Origin of the sequence: Brevundimonas kwangchunensis (assembly GCF_039523815.1) — a bacterium.
Classification (GTDB): Bacteria; Pseudomonadota; Alphaproteobacteria; order Caulobacterales; family Caulobacteraceae; genus Brevundimonas; species Brevundimonas kwangchunensis.
Map to the genome: position 1 here is coordinate 383,062 of NZ_BAAAGA010000005.1, position 15,890 is coordinate 398,951.

The window sequence follows — 15,890 nt, forward strand, 5'->3', positions numbered from 1 at the left end:
GCCCGCTTCAGGCCGCGAGCGCCCTGCCCTGCTCCAGCGCCTCGGCTACCGCTCGGATCAGGGCCTCGGCCCCGACCGGCTTGGACACCGTCCCGCAGAAGCCGTCGCGCAGCAGCGCCTCGTCCACCCCGTCGCCCGCGTCGGCGGTATAGGCCAGCACCGGCGTATCCCGGTTCGGCCCCTTGCCGTCCCGGATCCGACGCAGTGCATCCCGGCCGCCCAGATGAGGCATCCGCATGTCCATCAGGATGACGTCGTAGCGTTTGCGACCCGCCTGCTCGATCGCGGCCAGGCCGTCCACGGCGTCGTCCACCGTCACGCCCATTCCCGTGAGGAAGGCCCGCGCCAGCTCGCGGTTGGCGGGATGGTCGTCGGCGACCAGCACCGAGATCCCGCCGACCTCGACCGCCGCGATGGGCGTGGTGGCCGGCTGGACCTCGCGTTCGGCGGCCGGAGCGGGGATCTCGAACCAGAAGGTGCTGCCCTGCCCCTCGACGCTGTCGGCGCCGATGTTTCCGTCCATGGCCTCGACCAAGCCCTTGCAGATCGCCAGCCCCAGGCCGGTGCCCGACTGTCCCATGTTCTGGGCGCCATCGACCTGAGAGAAGCGACGGAACAAACGCGCCAGCTTCTCGGGCGACAGGCCTTCGCCGGTATCGTGGATGGCGATCCGCAGGCGCTCGTTGCCCGCGCTCCAGCGCACCTCCAGCCTCACCCCGCCGTGCGAGGTGAACTTCACGGCATTGCCGACGAGGTTCAGCATGATCTGACGCAGGCGGTCCGGGTCCGCGACGATCGCCGCCTGACCGGTGTCGGACTCCAGCTTCAGGTGCAGGTCCTTGGCCCCGGCCTGCGGCGTGAACAGATCCAGCGTGCCCTGCGCCAGCGCCTCGATGTCGACCGGCTGCGGACGGATCACGACCTCCCCGGCCTCCAGCTTGGAGAAGTCGAGGATGTCGTTGACCGTGCACAGCAGGGCGCGGCCGGCGTTGTCCACGCGGGTGATGAAGTGGCGCGCCCGGTCCGGCAGTTCCTGCTCCAGCGTCAGGCCGGTGAAGCCGATGATGCTGGTCAGGGGTGTGCGCAGCTCGTGGCTCATGTTCGCCAAGAACTCGGCCTTCACCGCGGCCGAGGTTTCGGCGGCCACTCGCGCCTGCTGCAATTGCTCTTCCAGCACCTTCCGCCGCGAGATGTTGCGGATGACCACGACGGTTTCGACCGGCTTGCCCGCCGCGTCACGGACCAGTCGCAGGCGCGTCTCGCCCCAGACGGTATGCCCTTCGCGATGCAGCAACCGGTGCTCGAGCGTCGCTGCGCCACGGCCCGCCGCCATTTCGGCGAAGGTTTCGCGCAGGCGGTCCCGATCATCCGGATGCACGAAGCTGTCGGCCGAACGCCCGGCCATTTCCGCCGGCGTCCAGCCCAGCAGGCGTTCGACGGCCGGCGAGATGTAGTCGGACGACCCGTCCAGCTTCACGCGCGCGATGACGTCAGCCGCATTGTCGGCCAGCAGCTTGTATCGGGTGCGGCTGCGCTCGACGACCTCGAGCGCCTCGCGCTGGGCCGTCACATCCTGGAAGACCCCGAACACCGACGGCGGCTGCCCCTCGCTCCCCAGTTCGGCGGCGCCCTTGGCGATCACCCGTCGCGGGGTCCCGTCAGCCCTATTGATCGTCAGTTCGACCGAGAACGGCCCCTCGCCGGCCATGGTCTGAGCCCAGTACTCGGACAGTATTTCGCGATCCGCCTCCGGATAGAAGGCGACGGCCTGCTCGAACGTCGGGCTGAAGCTTTCCCGGCGGAGGCCGTGAATCGCGTAGACCTCGTCCGACCAGTGGACCTTCTCGCTGACCATATCGACACGCCAGTGGCCGACACCCGACAGGCCCTCCACCATGGCCAGCATGTGCTGGTTCTCGCGGCTCAACCGCTCGGCCCGCGACCGCTCCAGATCCGAGACCACCAGCCGGGCCAGATCGCTCAGCCGCGCCAGCGTTTCGTCGTCCGGCGTCCCGCGCGGGGCGGTATCGATCACGCACAGGGTGCCGAGGTTTGCGCCGTCCGACGCCGTCAGCAGCGCCCCCGCATAGAAGCGCACGCCCATGCCGCCGGTGACATTGGGATTGTTGGCGAAGCGTGGATCCCGCGTGGCGTCCTCGACCACCATCACCCCATGCGCCGGCAGCGACAGGGCGTGGGTGCAGAAGGACTCGTGGCGCGACGTCGAGCAGACGCCAACGCCCTGGCTCGCCTTGAACCACTGCATCGCCTCGTCGATCAGGGTGACCAGCGCGATCGGGCATTCCAGCAGATGCGCCGCCAGCCGAACCGCGCCCTCGGTGGCGAGATCGGCCGGCGTGTTGATCGCACGCAGGGATCGCAGGGAGGTCAGGCGTTCGGCTTCGTTCATCGACACAGGCTCTCGGTCAGTGTCGGAAACCTACGCCTGCAAAGCTGCCTATTTCGTTATCAGCGCACGAAAATTGCGTTACACAACAACATACAACCTTACATCCGCAAGCTAAACCGATACGCGAGCCAGATGCGGGGCAGAACTCACCCCGCCGTTGAATTCACAGAGGCCCGTCATGAAGACCGTTCTGATCACCGGCTGCTCCACCGGCTTTGGTCGCGAGACCGCGCTCTGGTTCCTCAACAGGGGCTGGGCCGTAATCGCCACGATGCGCAATCCGGCCGCGAGCACCCTGCCCGTCTCGGACCGACTGCGCGTGCTCCCGCTCGACGTGACCGATCCCGCCAGCATCGCCTCGGCCATCAAGATGGTCGGCCCGATCGACGTGCTGGTCAACAACGCCGGCATCGGCTGGCTGAACGCCATCGAGGGCACGCCGATGGAGACTGTCCGCAACATCTTCGACGCCAACCTGTTCGGGACCATCGCCATGATGCAGGCGGTGCTGCCGGCCATGCGCGAGCGTCGCTCGGGCGTGATCGTGAACTTAAGCTCAAGCTCGACCTACAAGCCCCTGCCCCTGCTGTCGGTCTATCGCGCCAGCAAGGCGGCCATGAACGCCCTGACCGAGTCCGCCGATCTGGAGCTGAAGCCCTTCGGCATACGCGCCCGCGTCGTCCTGCCGGGCCTCGCGCCGACCACCGCCTTCGCCGACAGCGCCCGCGGTCAGGTCATCGGCGCCGGAGGTGTCCCCGAGGCCTATGCCGAATACACGCAGAAGACACTGGCCATGATGCAGGCCGCGGCCGGCGGTACGGTCACCGTGGCGCAGGACGTAGCGGAGGCGATCTATCGCGCCGCCACCGATCCGGATTGTCCGACCATGCTCCCGGCCGGACCCGACGCGGTCACCTGGGCGGCTGAGGCCTGAGGCCTCACTCCCACTCGATTACAGAAATCAGCCCAGAACATTGAATGTTTTGGGTTTTTTGTTGATCGCCAAACGGCAAACCGATCCGTAAACCGAACAGATCTAGAGATGTTGAAAACACTGGCGAATTTCTAATCAATAAAATTTGCGTGATGTCGAAGTCTTTCGCGGTCTATTGAAGATTTCGGAACCGCTTTTGCCGATGCGTTCAGATCCGTAAACTTCGAGACCCTCGATCACCATTTGACCGTCATCTCCAGAGGAGCGCAGCTTGCGGGATCTTCTCCGGATTCGCAACGGGAGCCAATGAAGTCCCGACCTGAAGCGCCGCGCGACAAAGCCGACTTAAAACATCGACTGCGACGACCCGGTCGTTGCGCCATCACTCGATTCCCCCTAGTCGGCGAAGATCGGGGAATTCTATTGCCGCAATCGCTTCGCCTCCTCTGCGTCTGCCTCGGCGTGACCATCATGGTCGCGCTGCAGGCGCATGGCGTGATCAATACCCAGCATCGGATCGAACACGGTCTGCAGTTTCCGGGCGTGTCCTACGCCGAGGCCGCTTCGATCGACCACGATCATGATCACGACCATGAGCACGATCAGACGGATCCCTCTCCGACGACCGACGCCCCCGCGTTTGACGTCGCCGACACGCCCGGCGGCGATGCGCCCATCAACCATCACCACCACAGCGGCGGCGATGTGCATGTCGCTCTGGCGACGCCCGTCCACCCGACCGAGACCGTGATCTCGACGTCCGCCCATCTCGGCCCGACGCCCGGCCTGACTCCGCCCGGAGTCCGAGGCGACGGCCCATCTCACCCTCCAAAACAGCAGCGCCTGATCGTCTGATCCTGCGCGGCCGCTCGGCCGCGTGCGCCCTGTTTTTGGAGACCACCCTTGAGACATCCCGTGTCCGGCCCAGCCGGATCGTGGGCGCGCCGTGGAGCCGTATCGGCCCTCGCGCTCACCCTTTCGACGGCTCTGCCGTCGGTGCAGGCGTTCGCCCAGGCGTCGCCCCAGTCACCGGCGAGCGCGCCTGCGCGCCCGCTCCCTCTCGATGAGGCCTTGCGCCGGGCCGCTGCGGCCGACCCGGCCCGCACGGGCGTTGAAGCGCGCGCCCGGGCCTCCGAAGCCGGCGTCCGCCAGGCGGACGTTCGCCCCAACCCCACGCTCGGCCTGATGGTCGAGAACCTGCCGACTGTCGGCGGCGGCGACCTTCTCGGGAGGACCGAGACGACGATCAGCTACGAGCAGCGGATCGAACGGGGCGGCGACCGGCCGGCTCGCGTCGACCTGGCGCGAAGCGAGGGCCTGCTCGTCGTCGCCAACGCCCGCATCCGGCAACTGGATCGGCTGGAGGCGGTGCAACGGGCCTGGACGGAGGTCTTGACCGCCGAAGCCAGGCTGGAGATCGCCCGCGAGCGCCTGGAGTTGGCGGAACAGTTCCAGGTCCAGGTGCAGCGCCGTGTCGACGCCGCCCGCGACCCGCTGTTCGCCGGCGCCCGCGCCGAAGCCGAACTGGCCCAGGCCCAGATCAGTTTCGACCAGGCGGAGATCGAAGTCCGGGTCGCCCGGGTCACCTTGGCCAAGTTCTGGGACGGACCGGCCGACTTCGGCGTCGGGGCGGCGGCCTTCGAGGACACCAGCGCCTCACGCGTCGTCGCCGGCGACGTGGCCCAGATCGATCTGGACGTCTTCCTCGCCCAGCGCGGTATCGCCGACGCCCAGGTGCGCGTCGAGGAAGCGCGCGCCATTCCGGATCCGACCGTCAGCGTCGGGCTCCGGCACATCTGGGACAACGACCTCTCGTTGGTGTTCGGCGGCTCCATTCCGCTGCAGCGGTATGATCGCAATGTCGGCGCCATAGACCGCGCCCGCGCGGAGGGCACGGCCGCCCAAGCCGATCTGGACGCCTTCCGCATCGACCGGGAACGGGAGATCGCCCGGCTGCAGGTCCTGCTTCTGTCGAGGGCCAGCGAGGCTCGCCGCATCAGCGAGGAAATCCTGCCGCAGGCCGAACGGGCGGTGTCGCTCGTCCGCGAGGGCTTCGCCCGGGGCGGCTTCACCTACAACGACGTGATGAGCGCCCATTCGGCCCTTCTCGAAAGCCGGGCTCGCCGCGTCGCGGTGCTCCAGCAATTCCATATCGACCGCGCCCGCCTTGACCGGCTGACCGGCGCGCATGCCGGCCTGCTCGGCCTGGAGATCCAACCATGACCCCTCCCCTCGTTTCCCGGCGGCTGATCGCCGTCTCCCTGATGGCGCTCGCCGCCGGCGTCGCCGCCTGCGGCCAGGGCGCCCCCGCCGAGAAGGCCGAGGGCGAAGCCGCTGCGGCGGACTACGAACGCGGTCCGCACCGCGGTCGCATGTTGCGGGACGGCGACTTCGCCCTGGAGGTGACCATCTATGAGGACGGGCCCGAGCCGCTGTTCCGGCTGTATCCCTATCTCAAGGATAAGCCGATCGACCCGCGTCAGGTCCAGGCGGCCATCACCCTGGGCCGCCTCGGCCCCAAGACGGACCGTTTCGCCTTCACGCCCGAGAACGACTATCTGACCGGACCCGGCGTGGTGTCGGAGCCGCACTCGTTCGACGTGGCGGTCACGGCTACCCATGCCGGCGCGCAGCACCGCTGGACCTACGCCTCCTATGAGGGCCGCACGACCATCGCGGCGGACGCCGCCCGCGCCGGCGGCGTCACCGTCGAGCGGGTCGGCCCCGCCGTGCTGGGCGAGACCCTGCCTCTGACCGGCCGGGTCGAGATCACCCCGGAAGGCCAGGCTGAAGTCCACGCCCGCTATCCGGGTCGGGTGATGAGCCTGAACGTCCAGCTCGGCACGCGCGTCTCGCGCGGCCAGGTCATCGCCCGGGTCGAGTCCAGCGAGAGCCTGCAGACCTATGCGATCACCGCCCCCATCTCGGGCATGATCGTCGCCAAGAACGTCAATGTCGGCTCCATCACCGGCTCGGGCGAGCCGATGCTGATGATCGGCGACCCGACCCGGCTGCACGCCGAGTTCCTGCTCTATCCGCGCGACGCCGAACGGGTCCGGGCGGGCCAGCCGGTGACGGTGAAGAGCCTGGCGGGCGACTACACCTTCAACGGACGGATCGAGGCGGTCCTGCCCTCGACCGACCTGACCAGCCAGGTGCTGATCGCCCACGTTGACCTGCCCTTTCAGGGCGGGGTCTGGCGGCCGGGCCTGGGGGTCTCGGGCGTGGTGCAGGTGGGCGCCGGCGAGGTTCCCCTGGCCGTTCGCACCAAGGCGCTCCAGCCCTTCCGCGACTTCACCGTGGTCTATGCCCGTTTCGGCACGACCTATGAGGTGCGGATGCTGGAGCTGGGTCGCCGCACCCCGGAATGGACCGAAGTCCTCGGCGGCATCGATCCCGGCGTCGAATACGTCGTGGACGGCGCTTTCCTTATCCGCGCGGACGTCGAGAAGTCCGGCGCGAGCCACGATCACTAGGGGCTCGAACCGTCATGCTCGAACGCATCATCGCGCTGTCGATCCGCTTTCGCTGGATCGTCATGGCGCTCGTCATCCTGGCCTGCGCGGTCGGCGTCTGGAGTTTCCAGCGCCTGCCGATCGACGCGACCCCGGACATCACCAACGTCCAGGTCCAGATCAACACCGAAGCCCCCGGCTTCTCCCCGCTGGAGTCCGAACAGCGGATCACCTTCCCGGTCGAGACCGCTATCGCGGGCGTGCCGGGGCTGCAGTACACGCGCTCGGTCTCGCGCTACGGCCTGAGCCAGGTCACGGTCGTCTTCGCCGACGGTACGGACATCTACTTCGCCCGCCAGTTGGTCAATGAACGGCTGCAGGCGGCGCGTGGACAGCTGCCGGAAGGCCTGACGCCCGAGCTCGGCCCCATCGCCACGGGTCTGGGGGAGATCTTCATGTACACGATCGAGGCCGAACAGGGCGCGCGTCGTCCCGACGGCGAGCTGTACACGCCCGAGGACCTTCGCACCCTGCAGGACTGGATCATCCGGCCGCAGCTGCGCAACACGCCCGGCGTCACCGAGGTCAACACCATCGGCGGCTTCGAGCGGCAGTATCACGTCACGCCCTGGCCCGACCGACTGGTCGCCTACGGCGTCACCATGGCCGAGGTCGTCGAGGCCCTGAACCGCAACAACGCCAATGTCGGCGCGGGCTATGTGGAACGCTACGGCGAGCAGTATCTGGTCCGGGTCCCCGGCCAAGCCGAGAGCCTTGAAGACCTGGGGGCCATCATCGTCGCCAACCGCAACGGCGTGCCCGTACGGGTGGCCGATGTGGCCGATCTGGTGATGGGCGAGGAACTGCGGACGGGCGCCGCCACCGAGGACGGCCGAGAGGTCGTGCTCGGCACGGTGTTTATGCTGGTCGGCGAGAACAGCCGCACCGTGGCCCAGGCCGTGGCCGCCCGTCTCGACGAAGCCGCCAGGGCCCTGCCCGCCGGCGTCCGCGCCGTGCCGGTCTATGACCGGACCGATCTGGTTGATCGGGCCATCCACACCGTCGAGAAGAACCTGCTCGAAGGGGCCTTGCTGGTTATCGTCGTGCTGTTCCTGCTGCTCGGCAACATCCGCGCGGCGCTGATCACCGCCGCGGTCATTCCGATCACTATGCTGATGACCATCACCGGCATGGTGCGCACCGGGGTGTCGGGTAATCTGATGAGCCTGGGCGCGCTGGACTTCGGCCTCATCGTCGACGGCGCGGTCATCATCGTCGAGAACTGCCTGCGGCGCTTCGGCGAGACCCAGCACCGGCTGGGCCGGCTGCTGACGCGCGAGGAACGGTTCGGACTGGCGGCCTCGGCCTCAGGCGAGGTGATCCGGCCGTCCCTGTTCGGGGTGCTGATCATCACCCTCGTCTATGTGCCGATCTTCGCCCTCACCGGGGTCGAGGGGAAGATGTTCCACCCGATGGCGATCACCGTCGTCATCGCCCTGACCTGCGCCCTCGTCCTGTCGCTGACCTTCGTCCCGGCCGCGGTGGCGATGTTCGTCACCGGCAAGGTCGAGGAAAAGGACAGCTTCGTCATGCGCGGGGCGCGGCGCTTCTACCAGCCAGCGCTGGACATGGCGTTGCGGCTGCGGGTGGCCTTCGTCGCCGTGGCCGTCGCCCTGGTGGCGATCGCGGCCCTTGGCGCCAGCCGGATGGGGTCGGAGTTCATCCCCAACCTCGACGAGGGCGACATCGCCCTGCATGCCCTGCGCATTCCCGGCACCTCGCTCAGCCAGGCGGTGCAAATGCAGACGGCCCTGGAGCGGCGCATCGCGCAGTTCCCGGAGGTCGAACGGGTGGTGGCCAAGATCGGCACGGCCGAGGTGGCGACCGATCCGATGCCGCCCTCGGTCGCCGACACCTTCATCATGCTGAAGGACCGTGAGGACTGGCCCGATCCCCGCAAGCCGCGAACCGAGCTGCTGGCCGAACTTCAGGCCGCCGTGGCCCAGATCCCTGGCAATAATTACGAGTTCACCCAGCCCATCCAGATGCGATTCAACGAGCTGCTCTCGGGCGTCCGCGCCGACGTCGCCATCAAGGTGTTCGGCGACGACCTCGACCAGTTGCTTGAGGTCGGCAACGCCGTCGAGGGCGTGATCGGCGGCATCGAGGGGGCGCAGGACGTCTCGGTCGAACAGGTCACCGGTCTGCCGGTCCTGCAGATCACCCCGGACCGCGCCGCCCTGGCGCGGCTCGGGATCAGCATGGACGACGTCCAGCAGGTCGTCTCGGCCTCGATCGGCGGTGTCGTCGCCGGTCAGGTGTTCGAGGGCGACCGCCGCTTCGACGTGGTGGTGCGCCTGCCCGAGACGTTGCGCGAGGACACCGAGGCCATCGGCCGCCTGCGCATCCCGGTCCCCGGCTCCGGCGGGACCGCCTTCGTGCCACTGGAGGAGATCGCCACCGTCGTCGTCGAGAAAGGGCCCAACCAGATCAGCCGCGAGGACGGCAAGCGCCGCGTGGTGGTCACCGCAAATGTGCGAGGCCGCGATCTGGGATCCTTCATCGCTGAGGTCCAGGAGAAGGTCGGGGCCGAGGTCGAGGTCCCGGCCGGCTACTGGATCAGCTACGGCGGCACGTTCGAGCAGTTGATCTCGGCGGCCAAGCGGTTGCAACTGGTGGTGCCCGTGGTGCTGCTGCTGATCTTCGGCCTGCTGTTCGCCCTGTTCCGCTCGGTCAAGGACAGCGCCATCGTCTTCTCCGGCGTGCCCCTGGCGCTGACCGGCGGGGTCGCGGCCCTGGCGATGCGCGGCCTGCCCCTGTCGATCTCGGCGGCGGTCGGCTTCATCGCCCTGTCCGGCGTCGCCGTGCTCAACGGCGTCGTCATGGTCAGCTTCATCCGCACCCTGATCGCCGAGGGCAAACCTTTGTCCGAGGCGATCCGCGAGGGCGCCCTCACCCGGCTGCGGCCGGTGCTGATGACGGCCCTGGTCGCCAGCCTCGGCTTCGTGCCGATGGCGCTCAACGTCGGGGCCGGCGCCGAGGTCCAGCGCCCGCTGGCCACCGTGGTCATCGGCGGGATCATCTCCTCGACGATCCTGACCCTGCTGGTCCTGCCGGCCCTCTACAGCCTCGTCCACGGCCGTCCGCCCCGTTCCGACGGCGCCCCGCGCCGCTGGCTTTCCCGTCTTCCCTTCAATCGGAGTAACGCATGACCGCCGCGATCCCTCGCTGGACGGCCTGGCTGAGGACGCCCCCCGGCGTCCTCCTGCTGGGGCTGTTCATCCTGTTCCTGAACGGCCTGCTCACGGTCGCCCTGGCCCACGGCGTCGCCGAGGGCGACAAGGGCTACATCCAGGAGACGTCCGGCTTCCTGTTCTGGCCGTTCGTCTATCTCGGGGCCAAACATATGGTCACCGGCTACGACCACCTGCTGTTCCTGCTGGGGGTGATCTTCTTCCTCTACCGGATGAAGGACATCAGCCTCTATGTGACCCTGTTCGCCGTCGGCCACTCCACCACCCTGCTGCTGGGCGTGCTGACCGACATCAGCGTCTCCAGCTATCTGGTCGACGCGATCATCGGCCTGTCGGTCGTCTACAAGGCGCTCGACAACATGGGCGCCTGGCAGCGCTGGTTCGGCTTCCAGCCCTCGACCAAGGCGGCGACGCTGATCTTCGGCCTGGTCCACGGGTTCGGCCTGGCCACCAAGCTGCAGGATTTCCAGCTCTCGTCCGACGGCCTGATCGGCAACCTCATCGCCTTCAACATCGGCGTCGAGGCCGGCCAGCTGCTGGCCCTGGGCGCCATCCTCATCGTCATGGGCTTCTGGAGGAAGACGACCGGTTTCTGGCGGCACGCCTACGCCGCCAACGTCGTCCTCATGACCCTCGGCTTCATCCTGGCGGGCTATCAGCTCGTCGGCTTCTTCGTCGCCTGACCGGAGACCTGAAATGTACAACGCCAACAAACCCGACGCGTCCGAACTGCCCTCGACCGCCAAACTGCTGAAGTCCACCGGCATCGCCGTGGTCGTCGCCTCGGCCCTCCTCGTCACCGTCGTCCTCCCGGCGGAATACGGGGTCGATCCGACGCGGGTCGGCTCTCTTCTCGGTCTGACCGAAATGGGCCGGATCAAGCAGCAGCTCGCCGCCGAAGCCGCGGCCGAGGAGGCCGGCGCCGCGCCCGAGGCGGTCACGGTCGCAACCACGCCGCTCGCCGCCCCGGCCGGGACCGCCGTCCCGCCGACGGTCGCCCCGCCAGCCGCGGCTCCGGCCGAAACCGCTGCGCCCGCCTCCGCCACCGCGGCGCCGCCGGCGCCNNNCCGCCGGCGCCCGCAACGGCGCCGGCGACGGCCGTCCGATCGGACCGGACGAGCCTCACGCTCGAGCCCGACGAGGGCGCGGAGATCAAGCTGACCATGAAGGAGGGCGAGCGCGCCGAGTTCACCTGGTCGACGAACGGCGGGGCGGTGAACTACGACACCCACGGCGACGGGCGGGGGATTTCCTACCATGGCTACGGCAAGGGCACGGACACCCGCGTCCAGGGCGTGCTGGTCGCCGCCTTCGACGGCAAGCACGGCTGGTTCTGGCGCAATCGCGGCGACGAGGCCGTGACCATCACCCTGGTGACCCGGGGCGCTTACGAGCGCGTCGAGTTCGTCGAATAGGCTGAGCCGACACAACCGCCCGTCTCTTCGGCCTCCAAAGGATAGGAGGTGGAAGCGGCGGGCGGCCTCTTCCCGAGCGCCGATTTGCTGATACAAAGGATGTCCGGGCCTTTCGCGGGCGCCCGGTGTCGGCGGCTTCCGCCCAAGTCCCGCTCCATCCGCACAGTCGTGCGGCGAGGAGCGCGTGCATGTACCATCCTTCACCCACTGATCCCGCGCTCACCGAGCCCGAGCCCTCACCGCCCCCGCTGTCCTACGGCGCCCTGTTCCTGCGCTTCCTCAAGTTCGGCGCCATGGCCTTCGGCGGACCGGTCGCCCAGATCGCCATGCTTCGCCGCGAGTTGATCGAAGAGGAAGGCTGGATGTCCGGCCCCCGCTTCAATCGCCTGCTGGCCGTGATGCAGGTCCTGCCCGGCCCGGAGGCGCATGAACTGAGCGTCCACCTCGGCATGCGGGCCAAGGGGCGATGGGGCGGGGTCCTGGCCGGCCTGGGATTCATGCTGCCCGGCTTCGTCCTGATGATGATCCTGTCGTGGCTGTATTTCCGGATCGACTTCGACCGCGCCTGGGTCGGCGCCGCCTTTCTCGGCGTCCAGGCCGCCGTGATCGCCCTGATCCTTCGCGCGGTGCACCGGATCGGCCGACACATCCTCATCGACCGCTGGCTCTGGGGCGTCGGCCTCGCCAGCGCCGCCGCCGCCCTGGCCGGGGTCAGCTTCTGGCTCACCCTGCCGGCGGCGGGGATCGTCTATGCCCTGGCCGCATCGGGCCGCCGCGGCTGGGCCGTCGGCGTCGCGACGCTCGCCGTGGCGGCGGCTTTGGCCATTCGAGTGACGACGCCAGAACAGATCGCCAGGGCGTCGCTCGACTTTGTCGCGACCTCGCCTGGGTCCGTGGCGCCGCGGATCCTGTTCCTGTCGGGACTGAAGGCCGGCCTCCTGACCTTCGGCGGCGCCTACACCGCCATCCCGTTCCTGCGCAACGACGCCACGGCCCATGGCTGGATGGGAGACGGCCAGTTCCTCGACGGCCTCGCCTTGTCCGGCGTCCTGCCCGCGCCGCTGATCATCTTTTCGACCTTCATCGGCTATGTGGCCGGAGGCCCGCCCGGCGCCCTGGCCATCACCGCCGGCATCTTCCTGCCCGCCTTCGCCTTCTCGCTGGTCTTTTACGAACGATTGGAGACCCTGGTCGAAATGGACGCCGTGAAGGCTTTGCTGGAAGGTGTCGCGGCCGGGGTCGTCGGCCTGATCGCCGTCACCGCCCTGCAACTGGTCGTCGGCCTGTTGACGCCTCTCAGCCAGGGCGCAGTGCTGGGAGCGATCCTGGTGGCCGCCTTCGTCGCCAACGGGGTCTGGAAGAGCAAGCTGGCGCCGCCGGTCATCCTCGCCGCCGCTGGACTGGCCGGGGTCGTGCTTCTCCGCCTCTGACCTCAGTCCGGACGCCTGGGCCAACGCGGATGGCTGTCGTCGATGACGACCGGATGGGCATGCGCCGCCCCGGCCTCGGTCCTCTCGGCGTCGGCCAGATGCGCGTCCCCCGCGCTCAGATTGTCATGGACGTGCGGAAGGTCCGCAGGATCGTTCGCCGGCCAGATCACGAACCCCAACCCGGTCCCGATCGCGCAAAGGCCGGCCAGCACGAGGAAGGCCGCGCTCGGATCGGCGGCGGCGCTCACCAGACCGGCCACCGGATAGGCGATTAGCCAGGCGGCGTGAGACAGGGCGAACTGGGCCGCGAACAGGGCTGGCCGGTCCTCGGCGTTGGACGACCGGCGTAATGCCCGACCCGCCGGGGTCAGCGTCAGCGAATAGCCTATGCCCATCACGGCCCACAGCCCGAGCAACACGACATAGCGCGTGGCCAGGACGGATCCCGCGAGCAGGACGCCCGTCATGATGACCGCGCCCCAGAGCATGGCGGCGCGATCGGAGACGCGCGTGAGCAGACGCGGCAGGGCGACGGCGGCGCCCATGGACCCCAGGCCGAAGGCCGCCAGGGCCCAGGCGCTGTGCTGGCCCGACAGGCCGAAGCGGGATTGCACCAGGACGACGGTGTTGACGAACACCATCGCCCCTCCCGCGGCCTCGGCGATGCTGATCGCCATCAATCCGCGCAGACGCGGGGTCAGGGCGAACAGGCGCAGGCCGCCGGTGAGCCGCCGCACGAAGGGCAGCGGTTGCGCCCGGGACAGGGCCGGCAGGGCCGCGCTCACCACGAAGAGGGCCGAGACGACGAAGCCGAGCGCCGTGCCGACGAACAGATTGTTGTAGCTCATCACCGCCAGCAGCAGGGCCGCGAGAACCGGGCTGGCGACGCTCTCAAGATCGGCCGCCAGCCGGGAAAGCGACAGGGCCTTGGTGTAGTCGCCCTCGTCGGGCAGCAGGTCTGGGATCATGGCCTGGAAGGCCGGGGTGAAGGCCGCCGAGGCGACGTAGAGCACGGTCATCAGGGCATAGACCTGCCAGGCTTCGCCCACGAACGGCAGGGCTGCGGCGACCCCCGCCCGCACGACGTCGAGGGACACCAGCAGGACCTTGCGCGGCAGTTTCGCGGCCAGGGCGCTGGCGAAGGGGGCCACCCCGATATAGGCGACCATCTTGATCGCGAGGGCGGCGCCGAGGATCTCGCCCGCGCCTGCGCCCGCCAGGTCATGGGCCAGCAGACCCAGGGCGACGGTGGCCATGCCCGTCCCCAGAAGGGCGGCGACCTGCGCGATGAACAGATGGCGATAGGCGCGATGGCGAAGGGGAGAGAACAGGTCGGCGCTCCTTTGACTGCGCCACGAGCGCGCCCGACCATATCCCCCTGGGGAGGATAGTTGCAACATCCTCCCCAGGGGGATATTCGAGCGTCATGGCCCACGTCTCTCACGCGTCCCATCCGGACATCATCAAACGTCTTCGCCGCGCTGACGGCCACCTGCATACGGTTATCCAGATGATGCAGAGCGGCCGGCCCTGCCTGGATCTCGCCCAGCAACTCCACGCCATCGAGAAGGCGGTCGCCGCCGCCAAGAAGGTGCTGATCCACGACCACATCGACCACTGTCTCGCCCATGCCGCCGAAGGCGATCCGACCGAGGCTCGCCAGGCCATGGCCGAGTTCAAAGAGATCACCAAATATCTGTGAGACGCCGATGACTCCGTTCGCGGAACTGCTGCAACAGGGCTCGGCGCACGCCTGGCTCTTCATCCCCTCGGCCCTGCTTCTGGGCGCCCTGCACGGGCTGGAGCCCGGCCACTCCAAGACCATGATGGCCGCCTTCATCGTCGCCGTGCGCGGCACGGTCTGGCAGGCGATCCTGCTCGGCCTGTCGGCGACCCTGTCCCATACCGCCATCGTCTGGGCGATCGCGCTGACGGGTCTGTATTTCGGGCGCTACTTCGACATCGAAGCGTCCGAAGGCTGGTTCCAACTGGCCTCCGCTGTGATCATCCTCGGCGTCGCCGTTTGGATGATCGTCGCCACCTGGCGCGAGCAGAGGGCGGCCCACAACGAGCACGACCACGAGCATCATCACGATCATGGGCACGATCACGACGAAACCCGATGGATCGACACCGGGCACGGCGTGGTCAACCTGGCAATCTTCGAAGACGGCGTTCCGCCCCGCTTCCGCCTCACGCCGGACCACGCCCCGGCGCCGAAAGCCGGCGAAGTCGCCGTCACGACCACCCGGCCCGACGGTGCGGTCCAGACGTTCGCCTTCGAGACCCGCGACGGCTATCTGGAATCCGTCGAGACCATCCCCGAGCCCCACAGCTTTACGGCCCGCTTGATCCTCGGTCACGGCAACCACACCCACGCCTTCGACGTCGCCTTCGCCGAGCATGACCACGGCCACGATCACGGCGGTCTGGACGTTTCCGACCCCGGCTATCAGGACGCCCACGAGCGCGCCCACGCCAACGACATCAAGAAGCGGTTCGCCAATCGCAAGGTGACGACCTGGCAGATCATTCTGTTCGGGCTCACCGGCGGCCTCATCCCCTGCCCCGCCTCGATCACGGTCCTGCTGTTGTGCCTGCAGCTCAAACAGGTCGCGCTGGGCGCGACCCTGGTGCTCTGCTTCTCGATCGGCCTGGCCGCCACCATGGTCACAGTCGGGGTGGCTGCGGCGCTCGGCATGCGTCACGCCGAAAAGCGCTGGGCCGGCGGCTTCGCCGCCTTCGCCCGCCGCGCGCCCTATGCGTCGGGGGGCCTGATCGCCATCGTCGGTCTGGTCCTGACCTGGCAGGCGATCGCCGCCCTCACCGCCTGATGCAGGACGGGGCTGGCCTTCGCCCCGCCACGGGAATCGACAACCGGGGCGGCGACCGACAAGATGAGGTCGGCGGGTTCCGGAACGGACAGGCGCTGGTCTTGAGCCAGGGGACGCACTGCGTCGGCGGCGATCAGGGCCGAAACCTCCGGCTTCTG

The 15,890-nt window shown here is 68.5% G+C and carries 12 protein-coding genes; 10 read left to right on the plus strand and 2 right to left on the minus strand.

The features are described 5' to 3' along the window. Nucleotides 1-7 precede the first annotated feature (7 nt). Nucleotides 8-2,410, minus strand: a complete 2,403-nt coding sequence (locus ABDZ95_RS11025; RefSeq protein ID WP_343793649.1) for a PAS domain-containing protein — start codon at nucleotides 2,408-2,410, stop codon at nucleotides 8-10. Nucleotides 2,411-2,588: 178 nt separating this feature from the next. Here ABDZ95_RS11025 and ABDZ95_RS11030 point away from each other — a divergent pair, with 178 nt between their 5' ends. The 8 genes from ABDZ95_RS11030 (at nucleotide 2,589) to chrA (ending at nucleotide 12,898) form a co-directional block, all read left to right on the plus strand. Next, nucleotides 2,589-3,344, plus strand: coding sequence for an SDR family oxidoreductase (locus ABDZ95_RS11030; RefSeq protein ID WP_343793651.1), 756 nt, complete (start codon nucleotides 2,589-2,591; stop codon nucleotides 3,342-3,344). Between the two features lie 306 nt (nucleotides 3,345-3,650). Then, the gene (locus tag ABDZ95_RS11035; protein WP_343793653.1) at nucleotides 3,651-4,199 is read left to right on the plus strand and encodes a hypothetical protein; all 549 of its coding nucleotides are present in this window, start codon (nucleotides 3,651-3,653) and stop codon (nucleotides 4,197-4,199) included. Between the two features lie 216 nt (nucleotides 4,200-4,415). Next, nucleotides 4,416-5,567, plus strand: coding sequence for a TolC family protein (locus tag ABDZ95_RS11040; RefSeq protein ID WP_343793655.1), 1,152 nt, complete (start codon nucleotides 4,416-4,418; stop codon nucleotides 5,565-5,567). Further along, entirely contained in the window at nucleotides 5,564-6,820 is a 1,257-nt protein-coding gene (locus tag ABDZ95_RS11045; RefSeq protein ID WP_343793657.1) for an efflux RND transporter periplasmic adaptor subunit, read from the plus strand. Before ABDZ95_RS11040 ends, ABDZ95_RS11045 begins: the two co-directional genes overlap by 4 nt. A 14-nt stretch (nucleotides 6,821-6,834) precedes the next feature. Continuing rightward, entirely contained in the window at nucleotides 6,835-10,011 is a 3,177-nt protein-coding gene (locus ABDZ95_RS11050) for an efflux RND transporter permease subunit (RefSeq protein WP_343793659.1), read from the plus strand. Further along, entirely contained in the window at nucleotides 10,008-10,736 is a 729-nt protein-coding gene (locus ABDZ95_RS11055) for a HupE/UreJ family protein (RefSeq protein ID WP_343793661.1), read from the plus strand. The genes ABDZ95_RS11050 and ABDZ95_RS11055 overlap by 4 nt, the downstream gene beginning before the upstream one ends. Before the next feature lie 480 nt (nucleotides 10,737-11,216). Next, nucleotides 11,217-11,468, plus strand: coding sequence for a hypothetical protein (locus ABDZ95_RS11060; RefSeq protein ID WP_343793663.1), 252 nt, complete (start codon nucleotides 11,217-11,219; stop codon nucleotides 11,466-11,468). A 188-nt stretch (nucleotides 11,469-11,656) separates the two neighbouring features. Further along, nucleotides 11,657-12,898, plus strand: a complete 1,242-nt coding sequence (chrA, locus tag ABDZ95_RS11065) for a chromate efflux transporter (protein WP_343793666.1) — start codon at nucleotides 11,657-11,659, stop codon at nucleotides 12,896-12,898. 2 nt (nucleotides 12,899-12,900) lie between these two features. Here the strand turns inward: chrA and ABDZ95_RS11070 are convergent, their stop codons facing one another. Continuing rightward, nucleotides 12,901-14,229 (minus strand): MFS transporter, encoded by a 1,329-nt coding sequence (locus ABDZ95_RS11070; protein ID WP_343794293.1) that lies wholly within the window; start codon nucleotides 14,227-14,229, stop codon nucleotides 12,901-12,903. A 95-nt stretch (nucleotides 14,230-14,324) separates the two neighbouring features. On the opposite strand from ABDZ95_RS11070, the gene ABDZ95_RS11075 reads away from it, so the two are divergent. After that, the gene (locus ABDZ95_RS11075) at nucleotides 14,325-14,600 is read left to right on the plus strand and encodes a metal-sensing transcriptional repressor (protein WP_343793668.1); all 276 of its coding nucleotides are present in this window, start codon (nucleotides 14,325-14,327) and stop codon (nucleotides 14,598-14,600) included. A 7-nt stretch (nucleotides 14,601-14,607) separates the two neighbouring features. Further along, nucleotides 14,608-15,732 (plus strand): nickel/cobalt efflux transporter, encoded by a 1,125-nt coding sequence (locus tag ABDZ95_RS11080; RefSeq protein ID WP_343793670.1) that lies wholly within the window; start codon nucleotides 14,608-14,610, stop codon nucleotides 15,730-15,732. Nucleotides 15,733-15,890: the final 158 nt, after the last annotated feature.